Genomic DNA, 25,392 nt, shown 5'->3' with positions numbered 1-25,392 from the left:
AACGGGTTGCTTCGTCAGTTGATAAATATGTCATCACTTTCTGGTATCGATGTAGGCGATATGGTTGATTTAACCCGTAATCTAAAATATGGTTAAACCGAAGTATTGTTCGGTTTATCGCCAAGCATAACCCAATACAAACAGATCGCAAGAGCAAAGTACGGCTTTGTATGATGTACAAAGCCGTCCACGTAAGGTGAGTTATGACAGAATTCGAGACGTTTTTAAAAGAGCACGCCATTACGGAAGTCGAATCAACGTTAGCAGACATGACAGGCAATGCTCGTGGCAAGTTCTATCCAACATTTAAGTTTTTAGCAGAGAAGACCGGACGTATCCCTGAAACCGTGTTAGTGCAAAGTGTCACCGGAGATTGGGCCGATAACCACTACGATATTGTCGACGCCAGTGACCGCGACATGGTGCTCAAGCCTGACCCAAATACCTTGCGCATGGTGCCTTGGGCAGATGAGCCAACAGCGCAAGTGATTAATGATTGTTACACCACGGACGGCCGCTTGCATCCGCTTTCCAGTCGCACCATATTGCGCCACATCTTGTCTTTGTACGAGAAAGAAGGCTGGCAACCGGTGATTGCACCCGAGGTGGAGTTCTACCTGATTGATCCAAACACCGACCCTGATTATGAGCTGAAACCTGCGGCTGGTCGCTCTGGTAAACGTGAGACTTCTCGACGCTCCTATAGCATTGATGCAGTGAATGAGTTCAATACCATCATCGACACACTATACAGTTATTGTGAAGCACAAAACCTAGACGTCGATACTTTGATTCATGAATCGGGTGCGGCCCAGATGGAGATCAACTTTATTCATGGCGATCCATTGGATTTGGCGGATCAAGTCTTTGTATTCAAACGTACTTTGCGTGAAGCCGCCTTGAAACACGGTGTTTATGCCACGTTTATGGCGAAACCTATGAGGGATGAGCCCGGTAGCTCCATGCACATTCATCAAAGTCTTATTGATGCCAAGACGGGTAAAAATGTGTTTGATGATAATGGCGAGCCCAGCGCGTTGTTTTACCATTATCTAGGTGGTCTGCAGCAATACACGCCCAATGCGATTTCGTTCTTTGCACCGAATGTAAATTCCTATCGTCGATTCTCGCCAGAGATGGCGGCGCCGATAAACATGAACTGGGGCTTTGATAACCGTACGGCCGGGCTGCGTATTCCCTATGCTGCGCCTGAAGCGACACGCATCGAGAACCGTTTCCCCGGTGCGGACTGTAACCCTTATCTTGCGATTGCCGCGACCCTGGCCTGTGGCTATCTTGGCATTAAGCAACAGCTCAAGCCAACCGATCCGATACAAGGTAATGTGCCACCTTCTGAATACCCGGAAGTTGAGATTGCTCGTACATTAGAAGAGGGTCTGCGTTTATTGGAGGATTGCGAACCACTGTGCGACATCTTAGGCAAGGACTTTGTGACCGCCTACATGGGGGTGAAACGCAGTGAGTTTGAAACGTTTAACCGAGTAATTAGCTCTTGGGAACGTGAGCACTTATTGCTAAACGTGTAATGACTTTATTTAAGTATTTGTTTAAACGGAATGTTGGGTAGTTTGTTTAACAGGTATAAAAAAAGCGGTTGGTATAAGCCAACCGCTTTTTTGCTTTTCCAGAGACTGGATTAGTCTTGTTTTGGCTTTTCGTCCCACACACTTAGGTCAATGTCTTTCTGGACTTCTGGATAGTCGTCCGAGTTAAACGTCGGTGTATGCGTTTTATTTTGCTCGAAGTAATCTTTGGTCAGTTTCACAACCAGACCGGACAGCAATACGATCGCGATTAAGTTGATCGTCGCCATTAGACCCATCGCCGCATCGGCGGCATTGAATACCATCGCAACACTTTCGTAAGCGCCCCAAGGAATCATCGCCAACGCTAAGATACGTAAAATAAAGATACCCGGTTTGCTGGCCCATTTTAGGTAGGTTAGGGCGTTTTCCGCGTAGCTGTAGTTACCAATGATCGACGTGAAGGCGAAGAAGAAGATCGCAATCGCAACGAAGTAATGACCCGCGCCACCGATGTGGTGGGATAAAGCGGTCTGTGTCAGCACAATGCCTGACTCGCCGTTACCAAGTACACCAGATAGCAAGATCATCAGCGCCGTTGCCGTACAGATCAATAGTGTATCAATGAAGACACCCAGTGCCTGAACCATACCTTGTGACGATGGATGATGCGGGTTAGGGGTTGCAACCGCCGCAATGTTCGGAGCAGAACCCATACCGGCTTCGTTAGAGAACAGGCCGCGTTTCACACCGTTTAATAGGGCACCCGCCACACCACCAGCTGCTTGCTCAATACCAAAGGCACTCTTGAAGATCAGCGCAAACATGGCCGGCACTTCGGTGATGTTCATCGCAATAACGAACAAGGCCAACAGCAAATAGGCAATGGCCATAAATGGCACGACGATTTCAGCGAAACGAGCGATTTTACGAATGCCGCCAAAAATAACGATCGCGGCTAAAGCCATGATGATCAAGCCTGTGGTCAGTTTTGGAATACCGAACGCACCTTCCATTGCACCAGCAATCGAGTTGGCTTGTACGGCATTGAAGACCAAACCAAACGCTAGGATCAGTGCCAGCGAGAAGACAGCGCCTGCCCAAGGGGCTTTTAAGCCTTTACTGATGTAAAACGCAGGGCCACCACGTAGCTGACCATTTTGATCACGCACTTTGTACAGCTGCGCTAAGGTGCTCTCAGCGTACGCTGTCGCCATACCGATCAAAGCGACGACCCACATCCAGAAAATCGCACCAGCGCCGCCTAAGGCCAATGCAACGGCCACACCAGCAAGGTTACCCGTACCAACACGTGATGCCAGACTGGTACACAGTGCTTGGAAAGGGGTAATTCCGCCGCGGTCAGCTTGAGGGGCTTTGAAAACGGTACGAATAAATTCTGGAAAGTGGCGAATCTGAATGAAACCCAAACGTAGGGTAAAGAACACGCCGACTGCTAACAGGCCATAAATGAGAATATAGCCCCAGAATAGGGTGTTCAAAGAATCGATAAGTGTTGCCATTAGGCACTCCCGGTTATTTGTCGTTATTTGCAGGGGGAATGGGCTCTTAAAGAGTCCTAGAAGCATTACATGCTTCCTGAGGAAGCAATGAAGGGGGCTAAGCCTAGCGATTCTGTGGGATTTGGCAATAGGAAAAGGTCAAGAAATGCTCATATTTGGTGCACTTTGATTGCTAAAGCTTCGTGTTGGTGCGAATTTCAGAGAATGATCTCTGTTTTTTTGTCCTCTTTGCTAAGAATGCCGAGTTGGCATGGTGCTGCTTTTCAATTATCTAATGTGCCATTGCGACACAAAGACGTCCTCATGTGAGGCCGTCTTTGTGACTAATAGAAGCCGCGATTTTTTATTTCAAAATGGCTTGGATCGCATCCCAATCCACAATTTTGAAATTTTGATTGTCGACTTGGTACTGGTGGTCAATGTTGTACCAGTCTTGCGCGATGAACAGACCATTAGGATAGTCTTTACCTAAGTTCGCAGATACCGCGTGAATACCATCGGTATCCGTCGCGCCATCTGTGCCCAATGCGTCATCGCCGACAATAGCGAAGCTGTTCACAAATGCGCCGTCGTTGTTTAAATCGAACACGGCATAGGTATTATTGCCTTGGCTTGAAGCAATCAGCAGGTTCTGTTGTGCCGTCTGATACAGTGTTAGACCTTCGATATCATCAATCAAGTGCTCGCCATCGACCTTGGCAAACAAGGTGGCGTCATCATGGCCATCAGGGCGCGCATCAAACGACCAGATCGCGTGGTCTTCTTCGCCAACATAAAGCGTTTGAGTCGCGTCATCGACGACACAGCCTTCTGGTTGCGTGGCCACCTGCAAGGTGCGGACTCGCTTGCCTTCTGCGACACCCTGGTCGACGCCGATGCGCCATTGTTCAATCTGCCCATCTTTGCCGTTTACAAACACGTACGGCGTACCGTCTTCACCGCGAGACATACACAGGCCGTACACTTCGTCGACGTTAGACAGCAGCTCTGGTGCTTCCGAGTGAACGGGGCCTTGCTTCACTGGCAGAGGTTTAATCGGGGTGTTGCTGCCATCAATGGTGTAAAGAGCGATCGTGTTTAAGTCACGATTTGACGCAGCCGCCAGCGTCAGTGTGTGGCCTTGGGCATCATGCAGGCCTTGGCGTAGATCAACGTTATTTGGTCGACCGCCTTCTAGGTATTGGACCTCTTCACCGGATAGGTTGTAGGCCATTAAGCCACCTTTCTTATTGGTGGCAATGATAAGACTCTTTTCCGGATGGTCCGGATTGATCCACAAAGCCGGATCATCGGCTGCATCGCCACCGTTTGCTACGGCTTTTGTTTCCGCTTTCGCGGGCACCAGTTTAACACCAGTGATCTCTAGCTGACGTGGCGTGATGGCGTTAGTGACATCATAGCCAGATAACGTTTTCAGCTCTGACCACGATAATGTTTGATAAACAGGGGTATCCAGCTCCGTATTGCCGAGCCACAGCTGATTGCTGGCCGTGGTGATTAATTTAGCTTCTTCGATGTTGTCGACGGCAAATTTATTGATGAAGGCGTGCGATTCGCGGTCGTACAGTAAAAAGCCTTGGCCTTCGTCTGCGACCACTAAAGCCCCTTTGCCTTCGGCAGAGTAAAGAATGTCCAGGTCTTCGATTTCTTGTAACTGGCCAATGGGGGTGACCACGTCAACCAAGGTACGGTCTTTGACATTTTCAGGGTCGGCACCATACACCCAGATGCCAACGTTTTGTTCGGCAACGTATAACGTGCTGGTTGCATCGTCGATGGCGCAGGCGCTTAACTCTCCGCCCACTTGAGTAATACGGACCGGTAACGGGCCGTCAGTATTGTTGATAATGCTTTGTATCTGATGCCCATCGAAGCCTAACTTGTATTGCTTAACGGTACCTTTTTCATCGTAAGCGGCGACAAATAATGCGCTGGTCGTTGCGTTTTTACCCAAACAGACGCCTTCGGGCGTCATGGAAATAGACAACTGATTTAGCTTTGTTAAAGGGGTGCTACTCTCTGGATCAATACGGTAAAAGCCAATTGCGTCTTCGTCTGGCAGCGCGATGGCAGCGATGTCGATGCGTGCACCATTCGCTGCTTGAATGCCATAACGCACGTCCGCTCCCATGGCTTCAATGCCTTTAATACGCTGGCGTTCTCTGCCTTGCGCGTCATACACAGCAATGCCATCGCCCTCAAGGGTCGCGATCAATAGGGACTGTTGCTGATCGCTGGACTGCCAGACCGCACTGTCGGAAATGTCTTCGTAGCTAGTGTCCGTGACAACGGCGTAACTACTATTAGCGGCCAGAATGGCTGTGGCGATCAGTGTGGGTTTGAAAAAGCTCATGGTCATGCTCCAAAAAATGTGTCTTAAGAAAAGCGATGCAGGCACAGTACGACCTACTCATGGCAGATTTGTGACAGGTGTCATCCCCAACCTCTTTATAAGCAAGTTTTCATGGGAGATCGACGCTGTTTGAGCTTATTTGACTGGGTTTTAGCTGTGTTTTATCAGCATGAACCGACGATATTTAACGCCAGACTCTGTTGTTTGATAAAAAATAGCGTCTTCTGTGAGCCGATCGGACTTTGGTTGTCACATAAATGTCATGTGATCGGAGTACAAAACGGTACAGTTTCTAGGAGAGTTATATGATCCGACACCTACATTATGTCGCCCTACATACCCATAAGTTTATAAAGTTAGTCAGTTTGCATTGGATTTGGTTAATGTCTATTCCGGTTGCTACATCACTGGTTCTGTTGGCAAACAGTGCGACGGGGGGGCTCATTCCCGTCTCCGATTGGACTTGGTTAGATATTGTCGGAGAAGGTGGCTTCGCACTGTTTTCCGTATTTTGGATGATGATCGTGTTAGCGACCCGTAAGAAAGGCCACACGACCAATTGGCTCGCATTCGGTTTTCTTGGTATGTATGTGGCGTGTTTGCAGGATGTGATGGATGAAATGTTTTTGATTCCGACGCACATGCATTGGGATGGCTGGGTGGAATCTTTTCCTATTGGGTTAACAGCCTTGGCGATTGGGCTGCTCTTTTGGTATCGCGAGCAGCGTCAATTGGACCACTATCTAGGCAAGCGGGCGCCAGCGTTTCAGAATCAGCCACAGCTAAACGATGACAGTTTGCTGCCCTCTTGGGCTGGGCTTGTAAACGCCATTGACCAAGCACCGAATCGACAGTCCACGTTAGTGCTGTTGCGAGCGACCCCCGAAACCACGAATCAACCCCCGTTGTCAGTGTCTGATGCCAGTAAACTGCGCTTTTTGTTGGCGGAAATGTTGCTGTGGAACGTTCCTGAGTCGATCAAGGTATTCCATTTAACGGGCGAGAGCTATGCGCTGTTTTGCTCTACTCCGATTGCGCAAGAACAAATCAATGATGTGGTCTTGCTGCTGCGTGCGATGCGCTTTCATGGCGAGAAGCGTGTGTTAGCCAGCCATTTGCACGTCAAAGCGTGTACGGTATTGATTGAGGGCGTTTTGAGCGAGCGAGCATTGCGAGACAAAGTTCAGTGTGTACAAAAGACTCTCTCGGATGAATGCGATGGTATTCGGTCACGCCACTCAGTGACTGATGTGCAAGTCGCTTAAGTGATGACTGAATGGCGCGAAAACCACGACTCGTATCTGCCTTTACAGGCTGGGTCGGCGCAATTAACCGATTTTGTTCTCCAGAATGGCGAACATCTTGATGTGTTTCTGCGTAAAACCAAACTCTTTCAAAACGATTTACAGCGTCCAGATGTCACGCTTTCGGCGATGCAGTTGGCTCAGTTGTATCGCAATACCCGCGCCATGACGACTCACCCTGATTTAGCATTACGGCTCGGGCAGCAACTTTTGCCCAGCAGTTTGGTACAGTTTAGTGCTGGTTTAATGTACGCCCCAGATGTGGCGCGAGCGTTGGCGTTTTTAGAACACACTCAAGCACTGTGGTCACCACTGGTACACATCACTTCATTGAGCAGTGCTGGTCATTTGCACTGGTATTTCAGCGATGCCCAAGGTGTGTTGCTAGACGCTTACGAGCGTAATACATTGTTTGTGGCAACCATGGAAGCATTGCGTTCTGCGCTCTGCTGGTTTGGGCAAGGCATCGACGGTCGCCAATGGCGTTATGAGCTAAACAGCTTATCGCCAGCACTGAATTCGGAGTGCCAAAGCCACTGGCTATTGGGGGATGTGAAGCACGCCACGTTTGCTTGTTTGAGGATCCCTAAAGCACAGCTGACGCAGCCGTTTATTCATGCTTCCGATAGCCTGTATCAGATGACGTGTCAGCAGATTGAAAGTGTCCCAGTGAGCTTTTTGGGGACTATACAAAGTTACTTACTGGAGCAGGTAACCGATATGCCGTCACTGCAGCAAATGGCCGACCGGCTGGCGATGAGTCCCGCAACGCTGAAGCGCAAGTTGAAAGCGCATCGCACCAGTTATCAGAAGCAAGTCGACAGCGTGCGTGCCTTACTCAGTCATCATTACGCTCATGTATTAGGTTACAGCTCTGAGCAAATTGCTGACACGTTATGCTTCTACGATGTCAGCAATTTTCGGCGCGCCATGAAGCGCTGGGTGATCATGACGTAAACGTTTAAATGCTTACTTCTGACGAATGATTTTAAGACCAAACTTGCTGATTTCACCGTTTTCAAACTCTCTAACCGTCAGTTCTATCTCACCAAAGCGGTAACGGTCGCCGATCACGACTCGTCCATGGAACTTCTCTTTGAAAAACTCTTTTACGCTGCTATCGAGGTACGCCTCTTCAACTCTAAAAAAGTAGACGTAGGCAATGTCGCGCATTTTTGCATCGCTGTTGACGACAAAGTCACCATAGAACTGACTCATGGACGTTTGTTGCATGCGTTGGCCTGGGGTGAAATATCGGTTCAGCTCGGAGTCATTTTCTAACTGAGAGAAAAACGCCGCTTTGTCTGTTCCACGCAACACTTCATCGTATTCGACCAGCAGTTGTCCACCACGCATCACGCCCATTGGTCGTGAATATGGTGTCGACGGTAGTGATTCCACAGAACACCCTACTAGGTCACTGTCATCAGGTACTTCGTAAATCAAAATATGGCGATTATTGTAGTCATCAAAGGTAATGCTAAACGCTTTTGGTGTCGCTTCTTTGTCTGGTAGCTCGATTTTGAGCCAGCGTGCGACTTGAGGAATAGTCCAGCCTTGTAAGACCAGCGACATGATGACCACAACAAAAACGAAATTAAAGTAAATGGGCGTTTGCTCGACGCCAGACAAAGACGGATACATAGCGAGGATGATCGGCACAGCGCCGCGTAAGCCACACCAGCTGATAAACAGCTGTTCTCGCCACGGAAAATGAAACGGCAATAACGATATTAGTACCGCCACAGGGCGCGCAATAAAGATTAACACCGCGCCGATAGCCAAAGCAGGCAAAATCACCGGCCCAATTTCACTTGGTGTGACCAACAGACCTAGCATCAAGAACATACCGATTTGGCTGAGCCACGCCATACCATCATGGAAACGGTGAACATCGCGTTTGTAAGGCATGTTATTAGCGTTACCTAGAATAACGCCAACAATATAGATGGCGAGGAAGCCACTGCCGCCCCATAAGTTGGTAATGCCGAAAATACTCAGTCCCGCACTGGTGACTAAAAGCGGGTACAACGAGCTGGCTAAATGTAGTTTTGGTAGCACCCGTTTGAGCAGCAAACCGCCCAATACACCAATGGTTAGCCCCAGCCCCATTTGTTGAATAAACTTCACTAATATAGGCCAGCCAAGGCCTTGTTCAGGGTTGCTGATCAAACTGACCATAGTGATCGTCAAGAAAATGGCCATCGGATCGTTGGCACCTGACTCTACTTCAAGGGTCGCCCCCGTTCGTTCCTTGATTCGTAAGCCTGCGTTACGAATTAAGCCAAATACCGCGGCGGCATCGGTTGAGCCAATGATGGCGCCGAGTAACAAGCTTTCTTTCCATGGCAGCCCAAACAACCAATACACCGCTGAAGCCGTTATTCCAGCCGTCAGCAGCACGCCTACCGTAGCTAATAAAAAGGCGGGCTTTAAACTGATGGCGAACGATTCGCGTCGCGTGCCGAGACCACCATCTAACAAAATGGTTGCGAGTGCCAAGTTACCAAACAGAAAGGCAAGGCCCGCGTCATCAAAGTGAATACCGCCAATACCGTCTTCTCCAGCCAACATGCCGATGATTAAGAACACTAATAATAGCGGTGTGCCTAAACGGCTTGACAGTACGCTCGCTAGAATACTCAGCAGTGCGAGTAATCCTGCGAGAAAAATATATTGGCTTGATATCTCGATGGTCATAAGGGCGATCTACAGAGAAAGTGGGTGAAGGCCGATGCCACGAAAACAGCGATGGCGTATGCGTTACAAAATCAGTTTATGAAATGTTGAGGCGATAGAGAAGATAGCAAGCAAGAACTCTGCCGGATTTCCGTATTTAAGTCGCGTGTATTTTATAGTTTGCCGATCGCGGATACAGGTAGTCCGTACAAATACTATACAGTCATTCTTTGTTTGCTAAGAAACCTCGGGGGAAATAAAGAATGACAATACGAATGCTTCTTTTAACAATGTTGTTTTCCATGTGTAGTGTCAAAGCAATCAGCGCTGAGCCGGATCCGAACCGACCTAACCGCTTTGATACTGAATTTGTCTACGAATCACGTGTGTCCATTGATCCGCAGCGCGTTACGGTAGGACAGAGTAAGCACGGAGAGCGAGGCATCGTTTGGATTACTGGTGGCACTGTAAACGGGCCAAAGATTCAAGCCAATGTGATCTCCGGCGGTGGAGATTGGCAGCTTGGACGTCCTGACGGTGTGAGAGATCTGGAAGCGAAGTATGCGTTGAAGACCGACGATGGGTATGTGATTCTGGTGAATAACAAGGCACTGATTGATCGTCGTCCAACGCCAGACAACCCAGAGAATGACTACGTGCGCAGTGTGTTGAGCTTCGACGCTCCGATCGACAGTCCTTACGAGTGGATGAACAAGTCTATATTTCTAGGCACCGTTGAACTGGCCGACAACTTTGCTGAAGACCCTGCCGTGATTATACGAGTTTGGGAATTGCTGTAGTCTCTCAAAACACCGCATAGCCCACAACCAAAGCGAGCAGTCCTAACTCGCTTTTTTTTTGCAGGCTGATGTATCTTGCATAAATTAATGTGGTTTTAATCACTTACCGGTAGATAAATTCACCTTAGACATTGGTTATTAATGTTAACGGATTTTACTTTTTATTTACATCTGGAGGCTGATCTACTCATCGATGTCTGAGTTACACTCTGACTATTAAAGATAAATTAACTTTCGTGCGCTCGATAAAAGGATTTTAAAATGGATTTTGACATCTATTCTATGGGTTTTAGCCCCAATGAGGTTAGAGCAGTTCGAAGTTGAATTCGCGGGTTTCATTAATCTATCGTCTTTATGTAAAGATCGCTAAAAAACCTCACGCTGATTGAAGTGCTATGAAATAAACGTGTGCCACTTACTCGTTGAAATATAGGCTTTTCTATTGGAATATTAGGTAGGTTAAATAATGAGTAGTCCATACAAAGCCCCATTTCCTAGTGTATTGCCCTGCTTACTGTCTATTTCAATCATGTTTCTTGGTGTTATATCGATAGCAGGGCCTTTTGGAAACTTAGCTGTTTATATGAGTCATGAGCTATTTACCCCTTATTTCTTACTATGCATGGTTTTTGGATGTATTTGTACCGTTTCTGTTTTGGTGTCATTGATGGGAGTCATTCAGGCAAAAAATGTTTTGTTATGTTACTTTTGTATAACCATTATCTACTCCTCTATTGCCCATTTTTACTTCTTTAATGAACTGACAACATCAAATTTTCACGGATATCTAACCGCATTATTTTTTCAAATATTAGGTGTTTTTGCTGTGATTTCTAAAACTCATGTGGACTTTATTAAGTACAGAAAAAAACATGTAGAATATGTCCGTTCAAAAATAAATAGCTAAATGGTTTAACCAGTTAAAATAAGCTGGCTTTAAATGCTAGAGAATCTATATTTGACACACCTCATAGAATTTCGGTTTAAAGGGAGCTCATTGCATTGTAAATGGAAGGAAGACAGGATGCGCTTAATAATAGGACTATTGGTCTACTCACTCATCATTTCAGGGTGTAGCGAAGACTCAAACAAGCAGGCTAATGAAGAGCATAACCACCGCAACCCAACAGCCACGCAGCTTATTGGACAAATCAAGCCAGAAACATTAGAGCAAGACCCTTTAGCCGTAGCGTTTATCGCAGCTGAGCAAAGTTCCATAGAGGATGTCTATTTAGCGTATCTGTATGCGCAATTAGGGGAAGCCTACCTAGAAGGTGGTGACGAGCACAAAGCAAAAGTGATTAGTCATCATCTTCTGCAGCGTATTCAAGAAAATAACCATAAGCAATTCAACGCTTACTTAAGCGATGAGGTGCTATCGCTGCTGGCAAAAACGCTTGATCCCAGTGCCCTACGCAACGCTTTAGACGAAAATCTCGCCATGCATCAAGGTGAACGCGGTCCTTTTGAAGGCAGCGCTATCGTTCAAGCATACGCTCGCCTGGGAAACATAGAAAAGGCATTCGATGTGGCGAGCTCTGAGTTATTTGGGGAGTTTAAGTACATGGCGCTCACAAATATCGCAAGGGACTTTTTTAAGCAGTCTAACTGGCCGCAAGCTGAGCGCATTTTGAACCGTATTAATCTTCCAAAAGACGATGCCAGCGTATTCTTTCTTATGGACAATCTTTGGATGAGTGGCTATAGAGATGCGTCTCGTCTGGTGCGCATTCACTATAGCAATACACCTATGAACCCGCTTCATGCCATTGAGTTAAAAATCCTGCAAGATGAGTCTGTATCTGAGCAGGATTACCAAGCATTAGATAGCTATCTACAAGAGTTTAGCCAATCCTCTGCGGACACTTTAGATCGCGAAGTAACCTTTAATTTTGCGGCGCTAGCGTTAGCTCGGCTTGGGCAAGTAAAGCGGACTCATGCAGTACTAGAGAGAATCAGAGGTTTAGCGGATGACAGGAGTAACTTCGGCAAACTAACGTTACTGTACAAAGAATTTCAAATTCATAAAATTCTGCAAGAAAGCGAGCAACAGCAGCTCACCAAAACCCGCATAGTCGAATTGACGCATAAACTAGAAGAGACATCAAAACATACATTTGCTCTGATCAGTGTGTATCAGGGGCACCAAGAGTTCTGTGAACCATTTGAAGATGTGCTATCAGCGAGTGGTGGCTACAAAATAGAATTTTATTCACCCACTCATGCTTTAACTGCCGCTCAATGCGGTTATTTAGCAGCCTTCATTGAGAACATCGATACAACAGACTTAGATGAATCTGGAAAGCTGGACGCCTATCTAGAGTCATTACTGGCCATTTATAAACACTACGATAATAGCGAGCGCTCCGCTTTAACCAAACGTGTCATGACCATTCTTCAAGAGCGAGGCGATCTGACAATTTAACGTTTCAGCATTGACGCATGATGACTCACCATGCGTCATTATCTATCGACGATTAAACGCTTTTTGAGTAGTGCTCAAAGCTCATCATTGGCAGATAGCCGAGCGACTCATAAAGAGCTTTTGCTGAGCTGTTTGAGACAGCTGTGGCCAGTCTAATCGCTTGCGCGTGAGTGGTTCTAGCATACTGTTCGCAATGGCTGAGCAAAGCTTTCGCAATACCTTTTTGGCGGCTTTCAGGTGTGACATATAAGTCATTCAGAATCCAAGTCCGCTTCATCGCAACAGATGAGAACGATGGGTACAGTTGCACAAACCCTACCGCTCGCCCTGTGTCATCTTTCGCTAGAAAGATCACCGAATCCTCCGAGGTTAGGCGCTGCTCGATAAAGGCTTCTGCGGCATTCAGGTCAGCGGCTTGCTCATAAAACTGACGATAGCTGTCGAATAAAGTCGCTGCTTCGTTTAGCTCGCTTAAGGAGGCTTTAATAATGTCCATTGTGTTCTTCCTTGTTATTTCGCGTTAGGCATTTCTGGGTTGGGATAGTCAATTGTTTGAGCTGCGTCTTGCGCGGGTGCTTGCCAGTGTTTGGTTAATGGCACCACTCCCGCCCACACTGGCCAATCCATGTCTTCAGCGTCATCGATCACGCCTTCGGCTCTGAGTTTGACGCTGGCTTCGTCGATTTTGATGCGCACTAAGCCCGTGGCTAAGACTTCTTGCTCTGTGACTGGGCGTAACTTAGACCAACGATTGGGCGATACTTTGTTCACAAATAGCTCAAAGTGACGCACTTTTTCCGCATAGTCTTCGATGGACTCAGGCACACCAAACAGAGTGACTGAGCGATAATTCACCGAGTGGTGAAACGCTGAACGCGCCAGCACGAGGCCATCTAGTTCACAGATGTTGATGCAGACTTTTTGGGCTTCTTTGACCGCACCATGAGTATTCCGAGCTTTGCTGTGGGCATGCCAGTACAAGTAGTCGCCCTCGCGCCAATGGCAGGTTGGCGTCACAAAAACTTGACCGTTCATCTGTTGACCAATGTGGCAAAGCAGTGTGGCATCGATAATTTGATGCGCTGTTGTGACATCATACTGAGCCCGTTTCAACCCTCTTTTGACGGTACTGATGGTAGTTTTTAAGGTGTCGCTCATGTTGAATATCCTATGCGAGTGTGGCGAATAAGCTTAGGATAAGAGCAATTGGCGAGGTTAAAAATGACCAGTTTTAAACTATTTAACCAGTCCAGATTGGCAATGTAAAAAAAAGCCCATCCGAAGATGGGCTAACGCTAGGTGGTGTTATCAATAGGTCACATAGTTGACCTGTCTACAGGTTTAGAGCGCTTTTGACAGCGACTAAGCCTGGCTGGCCGGAGGTTGTCGAGACGCCCTCTAACCAACTATCCAAGATGTCTGGATTCTGTTTCAGCCATTGGCTTGCGGCGTCGTTTGGAGATAAGCCTTCATTGGCCATCGCAATGGCGGTGTTTTCCATGTCTAACGTGAATGCCATATTTTTAAGCAACTGAGTGACGTTGGGGCATTCGCTGGCGTAGCCTTTACGGGTGACCGTATGAATGGTAGCGCCACCGTAGTTTGGACCGAAGTAATCGTCGCCACCAGATAGATATTTAAGATCAAAGTTGACGTTCATTGGGTGTGGTTCCCATGCTAGGAAAACAATGCCTTTTTCACGTTTGACTGCGCGCGCTACTTGCGACAGCATGGCTTGTTCGCCGGATTCCACAACGCGCCAGTCTCCTAAGTCAAAATCGTTTTTGTCGATCATATTCATTAGGTTTTGGTTAGCGGGTGAGCCTGCGCCAATGCCATAAATACGCGCGCCGAAGTCCTTAGCGAAAGTATTTAGGTCTTTAAAGTCCTGCACCCCTTTGTCGTACATGTATTCAGGTACCGCTAGCGTGAACTTAACACCGGTTAGGTTGGTACGAATGACATCTAAATTGTCGGCGTACTTTTCAATGAAAGTGCTTTGAGCAGGCATCCAGTTGCCTAAGAAAACATCTATCTCCCCGTTTTTAATACTCTCAAAACCAATTGGAACCGCTAATAATTTGATATCAGTTTTGTAGCCAAGCGCTTCTAATACTGTCGTAGCGAAGCCATTTGTTGCGCTAATGTCGGTCCAGCCAGGATCGGTCATGGTGACCGTTTGGCATTGTTCTGGTACCGCCGCGAAAGCGCCGCTAGCAGTGGTAGAAACAAGCGCTGCTAGCAGCGTTTTTTGTAGGCTTATCTTTTTCATCAGTCGGTTCCTCTGTGATGTTTTTTTATATGAGTCTATCTGCGTTGGGTTTATCGATATTCGGCCTTATGCAAGGGTAGTAATAGAACAAAGACGCGCCCATCAGGGCGCGTTTTTGGATGGCATTAAACGACGCGTGGGTAGCGAGATTTCGCTTCCAAGTCGTCTAAGTCAATATGGTTACGCATGTACATTTCGGTGGCTGGGAAATGTGGCTGATGGTCCCATGCGATGTTTGTTTCGCCTTGGCTTACCGCACGTACGATTAAGCGACGACGACGCTGGCTGATTTTGACGGCCTCTGTAATGGCCTCAGAATCCCAGCGTTGTAGAGCCTCATTGCGGAACGCTTTAACGGTCTCAGCGTGAGCTGGGTCGTTAGCCAAATTAGTCAGCTCTAGCGGATCTGTTTCTAGGTCATATAGCTGGTCTGGGTCGATGCAGCAATGTACGTATTTGTACTGACCACGACGGATCATAAACAACGGCGCAATAGCACCTTCGCCGCAATATTCGCCGATCACTTCGTCGTGTCCGCCCGCTTTGCCTTCCACATGAGGCGACAAAGTACGGCCATCAATTGGCATAGCAAACTCTGTGCCTTCGTTGTTAGTCGCCCAATCCACGAAAGTGGGTAGTAAGTCCATCGTGGAGACGGACTCTTTTACTCGCTTAGGTTCGAAACGGTTTGGGGCGCAGACGATCAGTGGGACACGTGCAGAACCTTCAAAATAAGACATCTTGAACCAAAGATTACGTTCACCCAGCATGTCGCCGTGGTCGCCAGAGAAAACAATGATGGTATCGTCTTCTAAGCCACACTCTTTCAAGGCTTTAAGCACGCGGCCTACTTGGTCATCGACGTAGCTGCAAGCACCGTAGTAAGCGTGACGAGCGTTACGAATGTCATCATCGCTGATGTCTTGAGCGTAGTACGCAAACACATCCTGTAAGCGACGAGAATGTGGGTCTTGCTCTGCTTCAGGAATACGAACTTTTGGCAGATCGATTTCATCGTGGTCGTAACGATCCCAATACTCTTTTGTAATGGCATAAGGGTCGTGTGGGTGCGTCATTGAGACGGTTAGACAGAATGGACGATCCTGTTTACCACGTGCGTAGTCGTATAGATAACGCTCAGCGTGAAACACCACTTCGTCATCAAAGTCGAGTTGGTTACTGCGCACACAGGTGCCGGCATCCGTCACGGAAGCCATGTTGTGGTACCACGTTGGGCGCGTGTCTGGATCATCCCAGTTAGGAAACCAGCCATAGTCCGCAGGGTAGATATCGGTGGTTAAACGCTGTTCAAAACCGTGTAGCTGATCTGGACCACAGAAATGCATCTTACCTGTTAACGCCGTGTGGTAACCGCTCTCGCGTAAGTAGTATGGGAATGTGGGAATGTCGGCTGGAAAATCTGCAGCATTATCCCAAGCACCAATGCGCGTTGGTAACTGGCCAGTCATCAAAACATAGCGAGAAGGCGCACAAAGTGGGCTGTTTGTGTAAGCTGAATCAAAGACAACGCCACGCTCAGCCAAAGACGCTAAATGTGGAACTTTAGCTGTTTTGCCACCATAAAATGGCAGTGCAGAGGCGGCCATTTGGTCGGCCATTATGAATAATATATTAGGCTGTTTTTGAGACATTTTGCAAAACTCCAGATGGCTCTTACGAATAAGTTAGGTTAATGTTTATTTCAGCGCTGAAATCCTTATTTATGCTAGATTGAACCTTATTTACTATGCTGTAAACTGACCAAAATTTTATGACTGGGATAAGTTGAACTTATGTTATCTGAAAGCGACATGCCGCCTTTACAAATGCTTGTGGTGTTTGAATCTTCAGCACGCCATCTAAGCTTTACGGCCGCCGCCCGTGAATTGGGCACCACTCAACCAGCCATTAGCCAGCAGGTGAAAGCGCTAGAGCAGTTTCTAAATACGCCACTATTTCGCCGTGTTTATCGCGGGGTTGAATTGACGGATGAGGGTCATATCTTGCTGAAAACGACCCAGTCTAGTTTCAATGAGATCCGCAAAGTGATCAGCTATATCCGCAATAAAAACAAAACGCCGCGAATCAATGTCGCGACCGATTTTGCGTTTGCCGCGTATTGGTTAATGCCGCGATTACCGGACTTTAGACGCCTCTATCCAGACGTAGAAATACGCTTGCAGACCTCGCAAAGTAATGCGGATGTGGCGCTGCAAGATATTGATCTGGCGATTCTTTTCAGTGATGGAAGGCACAAAGGGTTTGTGGCTAAAAAGCTGTTTGAAGAGGAAGTGTTTCCGGTGTGTAGTCCGAAGTTGTTAGAAGAGTATGGGCCGTTTAATACGCTTGAGGATCTAACTCGAGCGCCGTTGCTGAAGCTCTATGCGGAACCGGAAGAAAAGTGGATGGTGTGGGAAAAGCTCTTTGAGCAACACAACATGCTGTGGTCGCCGTCACAGACGGTGATGGAATTCGACAACTATACATTGCTTGTACAGGCCGCCATTGCGGGTCAAGGCGTCGCTTTGGGGTGGCGCTCTTTATTGGATGATATGCTTGAATCAGAACTCTTAGTGCCCTTCCCGAATTTTACGACCCACTCGTCAAATGGTTATTTCTCGGTTGTATCGCCATCAAGGGTGGACGGTTCTGTGGTTGAACAATTTAACGAGTGGCTACATCAGCAGTGCAAATAACAGTGTTTTTGTAGGTTGGCGTGGTCAAAAGGGGCAATAAACGGTGGATAGCATCAAATGATCGCGAGTCTAACATTAAGCATTGAAGACAATGGCACGCCGCGTTACGAGCAGCTGCGTCAGCAATTGCTCAGTGCGATTGAGCAGGAGCGATTGAAGGTAGGTGATAAGCTGCCATCGAGCCGTGCATTGGCGCAAATGTTGGGTGTGTCACGCAGTGTCGTGATGCAAACCTACGATCAGTTAATTTCCGAAGGTTTGCTTGTAAGTCAGCCTAAGCGAGGCGTATTTGTTGCGCAACGAGAGTGGCTTTATCCACCCGTTGCGACAGTCGCGGCAAAGCCGACGATGTCGAGCCTGCAGCGCTTTGACTCGGGTGTTGATGTCAGTGTGTTTCCGAACAAAGCGTGGGCAGCAAGCATGCGACGTGCATGGTTGAACCCTGATCCACGCTTGCTCAAAGGTGAGTATGAAGCGGGTTATCCACCCTTACAGCAAGCCACTTGTGACTACTTGTATGCCCTCCGTGGACTTGAGTGTGAACCTGAACAAATCATATTGGTCGCAGGCAATCATGATGCTGTGTCGCTGTTGCAGCATGTGTTGTCAGATACGATACAACATTGGTTGTTAGAGAACCCCACGTATCCACCTTTACGAGCCAGTTTTTCTGCCACTCAAACACAGGACTTAGTGATCACAGAACAGGGGGTTCAGCCGCTGTCATTAGCGCAGCCTTGGGCCGCTGTACTGACGCCTAACCGTCAATATCCATTGGGTGTATGTGCCAGCTCTGCGACGCGAGAGGAGTGGTTTTCGGCTTTGTCTGACAGTCATAATTTTGTCATAGAAGACGACTATGATAACGAGTTTGTGTATCAAGGCCAGGTTGCTAAACCGTGGTTTCAAGCGGCCCAGCACCGCCAAGGTGTAAGCGAACAGATATTTTACATTGGTAGCTTTTCGAAAGTGTTGTTTCGAGGGCTGCGGTTAGGGTTTATTGTGGCACCGTTGAGCCAAGTGCCGCGAGTATTAGACAGTCAAAAAACGTTGGGCCTGTTTGCGTCGCAAACATTGCAGCCGGTTGTGACTGACTTTCTCGTCAGCGGGGCTTTTTATCGTCATCTCAATCGCATGAAGCGTCACTATCGCAGCAAACGTGACTATTTGCTCTCGCTGCTGGAGCAATGTCTGTCACCTTGGTTTACGTGGCAAAAGCCGACAGGCGGAATGCATCTCGTCATATATGTCAAAACGCCCTTTTCTGATGGAGATTGGTGTCGCGAATTGAACCAACATTGTTTAAAAAATGGACTAAGATTGTCTTGGTTACAAGATCATTACGGCGTAGCCAACGCAGCACCAAAGGGACTGGTGTTAGGTTTTACCGGCCCAACGGAACTGCAGTTAGACGCTTGGATTAAGCAATTGGCGGATGCGTGCCAAACCTTGGCACCTAAACGGTCAATTTAAAAAATCTAAGTAGCGCATAGACATATATAAATGATAATTGTTATTATTTTTGTGGACTGAATTTCTTGGGAGATATCCGATGGAAAGTTGGAAGCAATACATTGTTGCGGGTGATCAAGCATTTCAGCACTGTGAAAACCGTGCGGCCATTAGTTGTTATAAGCAGGCCTCTGCCTGTGCGCGTCAGCATTTAGGTTGTTGGTATGATACGCAAGCGGTTTTGTCGGCCTTAGTCTCTAGTGATTTAAAGGTCGTGGAAGCGCAATGCCGACTAGAATGTTTTGAAGAAGCGGTAGAAACCTACTCCTCTTTAAGTTTGGAATTGCGTAAATTTCAATGCCATGTTGAACCTAGTAATCCGATTGCCGTGGTGATCACACAGGCCATTAACCGTGTGAAAGAAGAATTTATCAATCTCACCAAAGTGTATGCTTACGACATATTGTCTGCGTCGAAACGTACGCCGTTATTACTTAAATAACGTAAAAATCGGCAATAGTGTCGCGAAAACAATAAACTCTAAAGAGCTTGTTCAAGCGGCAGGCGGTGTTATGGCCGTTGATATTCCTAATTAAACCGCTATCCCAAATGGGATATGACGGGCTTTATGCAAAGGTCAAATATAGACAGCACTAATCATCTGCTTAGTGCTGTTGCGTATTTAATTAAAAATCATAAAGCAAATAGGAACTCCCATGAAGACAATAAAAACGTTCAAAAAAGTCCTCCTCGTTTCTCTCCTTCCATGTGCTCTAGCGTCTACACAGAGCATCGCTGCCAATATTGTTGACCCTTTAGTATCAAATGTTGGTCCTGAATCAGATGTCCCTGTCGCCGTGCAAACGCTGCGTTGGCATATGTTAGACCGAGACTTTAACTCTCTTTCTTTCCGCTCTATGGATACATTATTCGATACGCGACAGGTTGCACGAGCAGGCGATATTTCTAAGCTGGTGAAATCCGAACAGCCGATGGACTTAACCTATGAGTATAACGGCGAGACGTATAGCGCTGATGAGTTCCTAGATCGAACCTATACAAACGCATTGTTGGTGATGAAAGACGGTAAAATCGTCTACGAGAACTATCTTAATAATATGCGCCCTGATACTCGACACATGGGATGGTCAATGACCAAATCCATTACGTCTGTGTTAGTGGGCATTGCTCATGAAGAAGGACGCATCGAATCGTTAGATCAGCCGATTACCGATTACATTCCAGAACTTTCTGACAGTGGTTACGCAGGCGTTACCATTCGCCAAGTCTTAGAGATGACGTCTGGCGTCGATTACGAAGAACGTTATGACTTCGCTAACCCGGGCGTTGCAGCTAAAAACCATATATTAGCCTTAGTTAAAAATGTGGCACGCTTCGCGGATGCTTCCACCTCTCTTGAACGTAAGTATGAGCCAGGCACTGTTTCCGAGTATAAAACCATTGATACCGCCGTATTAGGTTGGTTGTTAGAGCGTGTATTAGGTGGTGCCAACGTTGCCTCTTATGCGGCTCAAAAACTATGGGAACCACTGGGTGCGCAGCAAAACGGTTTCTTTATCATGGACGGAGAGCCAGGAGTAGGCCGCGAATTTACTGGGGCTGGTTTTAACGCTACGTTGCGCGATTGGGCGCGCTTTGGGCAGATGGTGCTAAACGAAGGTGAATTTAATGGTCACCGTATTGTGAGCGCAGATTACATCAAAAAATCAACTCATCCGGTCTTACCAGAAGATGACAAAATGGGCGGCTATGGTTACCAGTGGTGGACCATGCCGAATTCAAATGCGTTCTCAGCGATTGGTCTGCAAGGGCAGTTTGTCTACATCGATCCAGATACAGATACCGTGATCGTGAAACTGAGTTACTTCCCACAAGAAGAGATGTTCGATCTAGAAGAAGAGACGCTTACTTTCTTTGATAAAGTTTCTAACTGGCAGACTCACTAAGACACCTTTAAGTATCAATAACGGAGACATACGATGACTATTTCTAAAATATTGAGACTTTGGTGTGCCATGGCGCTGACAGTAACCACTTTTCATGCAGCGGCAGAGGTGGTTCGTCCTACTTTAGACGCTTTACCAAAAGCAGAAACCCCAGAGCTTGAATTGGTGCTTGAAGGCATCGTGGATTTAGGTGAATGGATTGAAGTAGGTGAAACAGCCAAAGGCTTACGCGGTATTGCACCCATTACTGGGGGCGAATTTCAAGGCCGTAACGGCTTCAAAGCGACAGTAAAACCGGGTGGGGCAGATTGGCAGTTAGCTCGAACCGACGGTGTTTGGGAGATCTTTGCTTTGTACTCCATTACCACAGATGACGGTGTCAATATTGTGATTGATAACCGTGGCGTGGCGGTCAATAAGAGTGATGACCCTAAGCTACCGGCTGACGAATGGTATATTGCGACCAATCCAACATTCCTTGCACCTGATGGCAAATACAGCTGGCTTAAACAGTCGCAATTTGCCGGCACAGTAGTCGCTGCAGCGGATGAAAGTTATGTAATTGTGCGAGTCTACGAGATCTTGCAATAGCAATTGAGCGTACATTCAAGCATAACCAAAAGGCTTCCATTCAGAAGCCTTTTTTATGTTTGTAGTAGGCATAAAGCGGGTTTTATGCCTACTGAAAATGGTCTTTGCATTCATCATCAGATAGAAATTAGAGGGTGCTCTTGTTGGCTTTAATGTGTAAGATATTCTTATAAATATATACCTCGGGGTGGGTATTGGTTTTTTACGTTCATAAGGAATAGTCTAACCGTACGAAGTTTGATCAGTCGGGGTGGTTATGCAATACGAAGAAGACAATCAGCTGTTTGCTGATTTATATCGCTGTATCACAGCGCCTTCTCATTGGGTTTCTGTTCTGGATCAGGTGAAAGCCCGTATGAACGTCGCCAGTGTCGTTGTTCAGGTAATCAAAAAACAATACAGCGGAACCGTTGACTTGGAATGGGAAGTACGGGATTCCTTTTCGCTTGAGCACTCAGCATTGCATGACAAGTGGGTGAATAATGCGGATAACCCAAGGTTATTGATAGAAGTTAACCAGCCCCTACAAGTGGTTCGTGATGTCGATGTGTTTGAAGAGGACTGCCCTGTTTTTCGAGGCTTCCAAAAACGACTGGCTCTAGCAGGGCTAGGCAAAGCCATTATGCTCGATATTGCGTTACCAAATGATACCTTGTTGTCACTCATTGCCCATCGACATAGCCATGATGATCAACCTTATGATGCGGATGTTGAGCAATTTTTATATGCTTTGGCGCCGCATCTATCTCAAGCCTTAGAAATATCTCAAGCTTTCAAAAACAGTTTGTGCCAGCAACATTTGTTAGAGAGCATTGTTGACCATATTTCCATGGGGCTCTTATTGATTGATGAAAAAGGCGGCGTTCTTTGGGGAAGTCAAACCGCTGAAAACATGATTCAAAGCAGTGCTGTTATGACATTGCATAACCAACATTTACGCTTTTTAAATAGCAGTGTTAACCACTCATTCCGCGATATCTTATCTCGTTTCACAGATCAGTCCAGTGGCTTTGAGCGCCACATTTTGGTCGTTAGGGAAGAATGTACCAGTACCTTAGAAATTATGCTGACGCCTTTCCACAATAAGGGCGAATTGCCTTATGCGTTGGTGTATTTGAAAGATATGCAATCCGCCACGTTAATCGATCCAAAAGAAGTACAAATACTATTCTCCTTAACCCCAGCAGAAGCGAATATCGCCGTGGCTTTAGCGGATGGGTTAACGTTGTCTGAGTATGCGGGAATTAAAGGTATCTCTATTGGTACGACGCGCATCCAGTTGAAAAGTGTGTTTGCTAAAATGGGCATTAATCGCCAAGCTGAGTTGGTCCGAAAACTGTATTCGTCAGTATCTATGCCAATACAATAGCCGCCCATTTGACATAGAAAGAGCTGTTCGGGCGGCGTAACCTTGTCATTGATCAACCCTCTTTGATCGCTATACGACTTCAATATACCCCATCAAGCCTGTTTTTAGATGCTCAATGACATGACAGTGATACATCCAACGGCCGGGGTTGTCGGCCACAAACGCGATGCGTGCGACTTCATTTTGTCCTAGTAATACCGTGTCAGTATGGAACGGTTCGATGGTTTGTTTGTTCGATTGTAATACCGTGAACGTATGGCCGTGTAGGTGAATCGGATGGTGGTATTGGGTCAGATTAGACAACTCAAAGATATAACTTTTGCCACGCTCTAACGTCGCCAATGGCGCCGGGATATTATCGGCCGACATGCCGTCCCATGGGGTGCGATTGATGGTCCAAAACCGGTAGTTTACCTTGCCGTCTTTTTCGATAGGGTTGATCGATGCATCCCATTCGAAGGCAAAGCGAATGACTTCGGCAGTGTCTAAGTCCGGTGCTTGGATTGGATTCAATGGCAGCCTTGGTAGCTCGCGGCGTTGCTTGTTCTCGCCAATGGTTTGAAAGGTCATCAAGACCTTATTTTTATGGTACAAGGTGACCGTTTCACCAGCGTTGTTGGGCGCAATGAACCCTAAATCTAAACGCATGCCCGGCCCCATTAAGTGATGATCTAATGGACGCGGCTTAGCAATCGGATTGCCGTCTATAGCGACGATGGTGAGATCCGTTTGCGGGCTGTTAATGTCGTAAGTGAGGGTGTTGTCGATATTGGCCAGACGCGCGCGGATCGCGCCTCCAGCAGGAATGTAATAGGTCGGTGCGGTTTTACCGTTTACCGTCATCAAACGCCCCGGCGTGCCCATACGAAAGGCATTGCGTGGCGTGGTCAATGCCGTAAACGAGCCATCGTCACGGATGTGCCAATTTTTAAGCGCCATCACCACGTCGGCATCAAATCCCGGATCTTCCGCTTCATCAACGATAAATGCACCAACCAAGCCTTTACCCAGCTGCTCCACACTGTTCATATGTGGGTGATACCAAAATGTGCCAGCGTCAGGTGGCGTGAATTCATAATCGAAGGTTTCCCCTGGCATAATGGGGGGTTGACTTAGAAAGGGAACGCCGTCCATTTCGATGGGAATACGCAAGCCATGCCAGTGGACCGTAGTGGGCTCATCTAGCTGGTTGACCACGCGAATACGTACCGACTGGTGCTGTTTAGCGCGAATAACTGGCGCAGGAAAGTGACCGTTAAAACACCAAGCAGGCGTATCACCATTGGCGGCGATACGTACGTTAGCAGGTGCCACGATTAACTCATAATCAAATCCCGGGCTGGGCGATGCGGCCAAGGTAATGGTTGGCAAACAGCCTATTACTGCAAGCGCTGAACTGATTTTAAGAAACTGGCGACGATCCACGGTGGACTCCTTTTCTTGATAAGCATGGGATCATTTCACAAATGAAAATAACTCTCAATAAATGGGTTATAGGGATCGTCAGAGTATTGATCTCTATACAGTGCTATTATTGTGGCTCAGTAAAAACGACCTAATTTGGTGCAAATCTGGCGTGTTTTGTCCGACTGTTTAATGATGAACTCGGTAGAATCGAACCTTACTATGATCATTGGCGTTAGGAGGGCACATGGAATTCAATATCAAACTTATCTTTAGTGTGATTGCCATCGTTTTGGCGTTGGTTGGCTTTGTGCCTTACATTGCTTTGATCATCCGAGGTAAGGTAAAACCCCATGTGTTTTCTTGGGTGATTTGGGGTATTACCACGACCGTGGTGTTTTTTGCGCAACTTGATGCCGATGGCGGGGTGGGCGCGTGGCCAATTGGCTTATCGGGCTTTGTCACCATTCTGATTGCGATCTTGGCGTACTTTAAGCGTGGCGACAGCACCATTACCAGAGCTGACTGGGGCTTTTTGATCGCCGCATTGGCATCGCTACCGCTTTGGTACATGACCAGTGATCCGCTATGGACCGTGATCATCTTGACCGCGATCGATATGATTGGTTTTGGCCCGACATACCGCAAAGTTTACTTACGTCCATTTGAAGACAGCCGCATGTTCTTCCTGATTATGATTTTACGCAGTGTGTGCGCGATCGTCGCGCTGGAAGCTTATTCTGTCACTACTGTGCTATTCCCACTGAGTTTGGCGCTAGGGTTCTTGATTGTGTTGGTCATCTTGCAATATCGTCGTATGGTGTTAGCTAACAGTGCTTTTTGATGCGTATATTTAGTAAAGGGTTGGAAAGAATTTAGTAAAATGAGATGCAATACTCGCATAGCAATCGTGTTTGGTTAAATGCAAATGTTATTTTCAGGTGCTGTTGTCAAATTAATAAAAGTACGATTTAAATGCCTCTTGGATGAGATAAAAAATTGTGCTTAATACA

The 25,392-nt window shown here is 47.0% G+C and carries 21 protein-coding genes; 13 read left to right on the top strand and 8 right to left on the bottom strand.

The features are described from left to right. The first annotated feature begins 203 nt into the window (after nucleotides 1-203). Nucleotides 204-1,547 carry a glutamine synthetase family protein gene (locus tag ACPUEK_RS02505; protein ID WP_067219225.1) on the top strand — a complete coding sequence of 448 codons (1,344 nt, stop codon included), beginning with the start codon at nucleotides 204-206 and terminating at the stop codon, nucleotides 1,545-1,547. A gap of 110 nt (nucleotides 1,548-1,657) precedes the next feature. Here ACPUEK_RS02505 and ACPUEK_RS02500 read toward each other — a convergent pair whose 3' ends face one another. Both ACPUEK_RS02500 and ACPUEK_RS02495 read right to left on the bottom strand, forming a co-directional pair. Then, nucleotides 1,658-3,067 carry an alanine/glycine:cation symporter family protein gene (locus tag ACPUEK_RS02500; RefSeq protein WP_067093926.1) on the bottom strand — a complete coding sequence of 470 codons (1,410 nt, stop codon included), beginning with the start codon at nucleotides 3,065-3,067 and terminating at the stop codon, nucleotides 1,658-1,660. 343 nt (nucleotides 3,068-3,410) lie between these two features. Further along, on the bottom strand, nucleotides 3,411-5,420 hold the full coding sequence (locus ACPUEK_RS02495) for a phytase (protein WP_425642222.1): 2,010 nt from the start codon (nucleotides 5,418-5,420) through the stop codon (nucleotides 3,411-3,413). Nucleotides 5,421-5,725: 305 nt separating this feature from the next. On the opposite strand from ACPUEK_RS02495, the gene ACPUEK_RS02490 reads away from it, so the two are divergent. Together ACPUEK_RS02490 and ACPUEK_RS02485 are read left to right on the top strand one after the other, a co-directional pair. Further along, nucleotides 5,726-6,685, top strand: coding sequence for a hypothetical protein (locus ACPUEK_RS02490; protein WP_425642221.1), 960 nt, complete (start codon nucleotides 5,726-5,728; stop codon nucleotides 6,683-6,685). Nucleotides 6,686-6,688: 3 nt separating this feature from the next. Continuing rightward, complete coding sequence (locus tag ACPUEK_RS02485) at nucleotides 6,689-7,681, top strand: AraC family transcriptional regulator ligand-binding domain-containing protein (protein WP_425642220.1); 993 nt, start codon at nucleotides 6,689-6,691, stop codon at nucleotides 7,679-7,681. Nucleotides 7,682-7,693: 12 nt separating this feature from the next. Here ACPUEK_RS02485 and ACPUEK_RS02480 read toward each other — a convergent pair whose 3' ends face one another. Further along, complete coding sequence (locus ACPUEK_RS02480) at nucleotides 7,694-9,424, bottom strand: potassium/proton antiporter (RefSeq protein ID WP_425642219.1); 1,731 nt, start codon at nucleotides 9,422-9,424, stop codon at nucleotides 7,694-7,696. Between the two features lie 254 nt (nucleotides 9,425-9,678). Here ACPUEK_RS02480 and ACPUEK_RS02475 point away from each other — a divergent pair, with 254 nt between their 5' ends. The 3 genes from ACPUEK_RS02475 to ACPUEK_RS02465 all read left to right on the top strand — a co-directional run bounded on the left by ACPUEK_RS02475 (nucleotide 9,679) and on the right by ACPUEK_RS02465 (nucleotide 12,628). Beyond that, nucleotides 9,679-10,203 carry a DUF3237 family protein gene (locus ACPUEK_RS02475; protein ID WP_425642218.1) on the top strand — a complete coding sequence of 175 codons (525 nt, stop codon included), beginning with the start codon at nucleotides 9,679-9,681 and terminating at the stop codon, nucleotides 10,201-10,203. 466 nt (nucleotides 10,204-10,669) lie between these two features. Continuing rightward, nucleotides 10,670-11,110 (top strand): hypothetical protein, encoded by a 441-nt coding sequence (locus ACPUEK_RS02470; RefSeq protein ID WP_425642217.1) that lies wholly within the window; start codon nucleotides 10,670-10,672, stop codon nucleotides 11,108-11,110. Nucleotides 11,111-11,227: 117 nt separating this feature from the next. Further along, on the top strand, nucleotides 11,228-12,628 hold the full coding sequence (locus ACPUEK_RS02465; protein ID WP_425642216.1) for a hypothetical protein: 1,401 nt from the start codon (nucleotides 11,228-11,230) through the stop codon (nucleotides 12,626-12,628). Nucleotides 12,629-12,680: 52 nt separating this feature from the next. Here the strand turns inward: ACPUEK_RS02465 and ACPUEK_RS02460 are convergent, their stop codons facing one another. From ACPUEK_RS02460 to betC, 4 genes are all read right to left on the bottom strand, one after another. Beyond that, on the bottom strand, nucleotides 12,681-13,124 hold the full coding sequence (locus tag ACPUEK_RS02460) for a GNAT family N-acetyltransferase (RefSeq protein ID WP_067224009.1): 444 nt from the start codon (nucleotides 13,122-13,124) through the stop codon (nucleotides 12,681-12,683). A 14-nt stretch (nucleotides 13,125-13,138) separates the two neighbouring features. Next, nucleotides 13,139-13,786 (bottom strand): pyridoxamine 5'-phosphate oxidase family protein, encoded by a 648-nt coding sequence (locus ACPUEK_RS02455; RefSeq protein ID WP_425642215.1) that lies wholly within the window; start codon nucleotides 13,784-13,786, stop codon nucleotides 13,139-13,141. Between the two features lie 175 nt (nucleotides 13,787-13,961). Beyond that, complete coding sequence (gene choX / locus ACPUEK_RS02450) at nucleotides 13,962-14,900, bottom strand: choline ABC transporter substrate-binding protein (protein ID WP_425642214.1); 939 nt, start codon at nucleotides 14,898-14,900, stop codon at nucleotides 13,962-13,964. Between the two features lie 125 nt (nucleotides 14,901-15,025). Continuing rightward, the gene (gene betC, locus ACPUEK_RS02445; protein ID WP_425642213.1) at nucleotides 15,026-16,552 is read right to left on the bottom strand and encodes a choline-sulfatase; all 1,527 of its coding nucleotides are present in this window, start codon (nucleotides 16,550-16,552) and stop codon (nucleotides 15,026-15,028) included. 141 nt (nucleotides 16,553-16,693) lie between these two features. On the opposite strand from betC, the gene ACPUEK_RS02440 reads away from it, so the two are divergent. The 6 genes from ACPUEK_RS02440 to ACPUEK_RS02415 all read left to right on the top strand — a co-directional run bounded on the left by ACPUEK_RS02440 (nucleotide 16,694) and on the right by ACPUEK_RS02415 (nucleotide 22,975). Further along, the gene (locus ACPUEK_RS02440) at nucleotides 16,694-17,596 is read left to right on the top strand and encodes a choline sulfate utilization transcriptional regulator (protein WP_067035154.1); all 903 of its coding nucleotides are present in this window, start codon (nucleotides 16,694-16,696) and stop codon (nucleotides 17,594-17,596) included. A 57-nt stretch (nucleotides 17,597-17,653) separates the two neighbouring features. After that, the gene (locus tag ACPUEK_RS02435; RefSeq protein ID WP_425642212.1) at nucleotides 17,654-19,069 is read left to right on the top strand and encodes a PLP-dependent aminotransferase family protein; all 1,416 of its coding nucleotides are present in this window, start codon (nucleotides 17,654-17,656) and stop codon (nucleotides 19,067-19,069) included. 79 nt (nucleotides 19,070-19,148) lie between these two features. After that, complete coding sequence (locus ACPUEK_RS02430) at nucleotides 19,149-19,550, top strand: hypothetical protein (RefSeq protein ID WP_067220308.1); 402 nt, start codon at nucleotides 19,149-19,151, stop codon at nucleotides 19,548-19,550. A 214-nt stretch (nucleotides 19,551-19,764) separates the two neighbouring features. Then, a complete protein-coding gene (locus ACPUEK_RS02425) occupies nucleotides 19,765-21,015 on the top strand; it encodes a serine hydrolase domain-containing protein (protein WP_425642211.1) in 1,251 nt (416 codons plus the stop codon). 33 nt (nucleotides 21,016-21,048) lie between these two features. Further along, a complete protein-coding gene (locus ACPUEK_RS02420) occupies nucleotides 21,049-21,606 on the top strand; it encodes a DUF3237 family protein (RefSeq protein ID WP_425642210.1) in 558 nt (185 codons plus the stop codon). Nucleotides 21,607-21,862: 256 nt separating this feature from the next. Next, nucleotides 21,863-22,975 carry a helix-turn-helix domain-containing protein gene (locus ACPUEK_RS02415; protein WP_067220316.1) on the top strand — a complete coding sequence of 371 codons (1,113 nt, stop codon included), beginning with the start codon at nucleotides 21,863-21,865 and terminating at the stop codon, nucleotides 22,973-22,975. A 69-nt stretch (nucleotides 22,976-23,044) separates the two neighbouring features. Here the strand turns inward: ACPUEK_RS02415 and ACPUEK_RS02410 are convergent, their stop codons facing one another. Further along, the gene (locus ACPUEK_RS02410) at nucleotides 23,045-24,400 is read right to left on the bottom strand and encodes a multicopper oxidase family protein (RefSeq protein WP_425642209.1); all 1,356 of its coding nucleotides are present in this window, start codon (nucleotides 24,398-24,400) and stop codon (nucleotides 23,045-23,047) included. 226 nt (nucleotides 24,401-24,626) lie between these two features. On the opposite strand from ACPUEK_RS02410, the gene ACPUEK_RS02405 reads away from it, so the two are divergent. Then, entirely contained in the window at nucleotides 24,627-25,223 is a 597-nt protein-coding gene (locus tag ACPUEK_RS02405) for a hypothetical protein (protein WP_425642208.1), read from the top strand. The last annotated feature ends 169 nt before the right edge of the window (nucleotides 25,224-25,392 follow it).

Source organism: Marinomonas gallaica (assembly GCF_049821165.1).
Lineage (GTDB): Bacteria > Pseudomonadota > Gammaproteobacteria > Pseudomonadales > Marinomonadaceae > Marinomonas > Marinomonas gallaica.
The sequence above is the reverse complement of the archived record's forward strand: the minus strand, read 5'-3'. Positions and strand labels throughout refer to the sequence as shown.

Coding starts and splice junctions, on each gene's coding strand:
- ACPUEK_RS02405 (WP_425642208.1), top strand. CDS start 24,627: ATGGAATTCAATATCAAACTTATCTTTAGTGTGATTGCCATCGTTTTG.
- ACPUEK_RS02495 (WP_425642222.1), bottom strand. CDS start 5,420: ATGAGCTTTTTCAAACCCACACTGATCGCCACAGCCATTCTGGCCGCT.
- ACPUEK_RS02455 (WP_425642215.1), bottom strand. CDS start 13,786: ATGAGCGACACCTTAAAAACTACCATCAGTACCGTCAAAAGAGGGTTG.
- ACPUEK_RS02415 (WP_067220316.1), top strand. CDS start 21,863: ATGCAATACGAAGAAGACAATCAGCTGTTTGCTGATTTATATCGCTGT.
- choX (WP_425642214.1), bottom strand. CDS start 14,900: ATGAAAAAGATAAGCCTACAAAAAACGCTGCTAGCAGCGCTTGTTTCT.
- ACPUEK_RS02465 (WP_425642216.1), top strand. CDS start 11,228: ATGCGCTTAATAATAGGACTATTGGTCTACTCACTCATCATTTCAGGG.
- ACPUEK_RS02475 (WP_425642218.1), top strand. CDS start 9,679: ATGCTTCTTTTAACAATGTTGTTTTCCATGTGTAGTGTCAAAGCAATC.
- ACPUEK_RS02440 (WP_067035154.1), top strand. CDS start 16,694: ATGTTATCTGAAAGCGACATGCCGCCTTTACAAATGCTTGTGGTGTTT.
- ACPUEK_RS02425 (WP_425642211.1), top strand. CDS start 19,765: ATGAAGACAATAAAAACGTTCAAAAAAGTCCTCCTCGTTTCTCTCCTT.
- ACPUEK_RS02485 (WP_425642220.1), top strand. CDS start 6,689: ATGACTGAATGGCGCGAAAACCACGACTCGTATCTGCCTTTACAGGCT.
- ACPUEK_RS02460 (WP_067224009.1), bottom strand. CDS start 13,124: ATGGACATTATTAAAGCCTCCTTAAGCGAGCTAAACGAAGCAGCGACT.
- ACPUEK_RS02430 (WP_067220308.1), top strand. CDS start 19,149: ATGGAAAGTTGGAAGCAATACATTGTTGCGGGTGATCAAGCATTTCAG.
- ACPUEK_RS02420 (WP_425642210.1), top strand. CDS start 21,049: ATGACTATTTCTAAAATATTGAGACTTTGGTGTGCCATGGCGCTGACA.
- ACPUEK_RS02435 (WP_425642212.1), top strand. CDS start 17,654: ATGATCGCGAGTCTAACATTAAGCATTGAAGACAATGGCACGCCGCGT.
- betC (WP_425642213.1), bottom strand. CDS start 16,552: ATGTCTCAAAAACAGCCTAATATATTATTCATAATGGCCGACCAAATG.
- ACPUEK_RS02500 (WP_067093926.1), bottom strand. CDS start 3,067: ATGGCAACACTTATCGATTCTTTGAACACCCTATTCTGGGGCTATATT.
- ACPUEK_RS02490 (WP_425642221.1), top strand. CDS start 5,726: ATGATCCGACACCTACATTATGTCGCCCTACATACCCATAAGTTTATA.
- ACPUEK_RS02505 (WP_067219225.1), top strand. CDS start 204: ATGACAGAATTCGAGACGTTTTTAAAAGAGCACGCCATTACGGAAGTC.
- ACPUEK_RS02470 (WP_425642217.1), top strand. CDS start 10,670: ATGAGTAGTCCATACAAAGCCCCATTTCCTAGTGTATTGCCCTGCTTA.
- ACPUEK_RS02480 (WP_425642219.1), bottom strand. CDS start 9,424: ATGACCATCGAGATATCAAGCCAATATATTTTTCTCGCAGGATTACTC.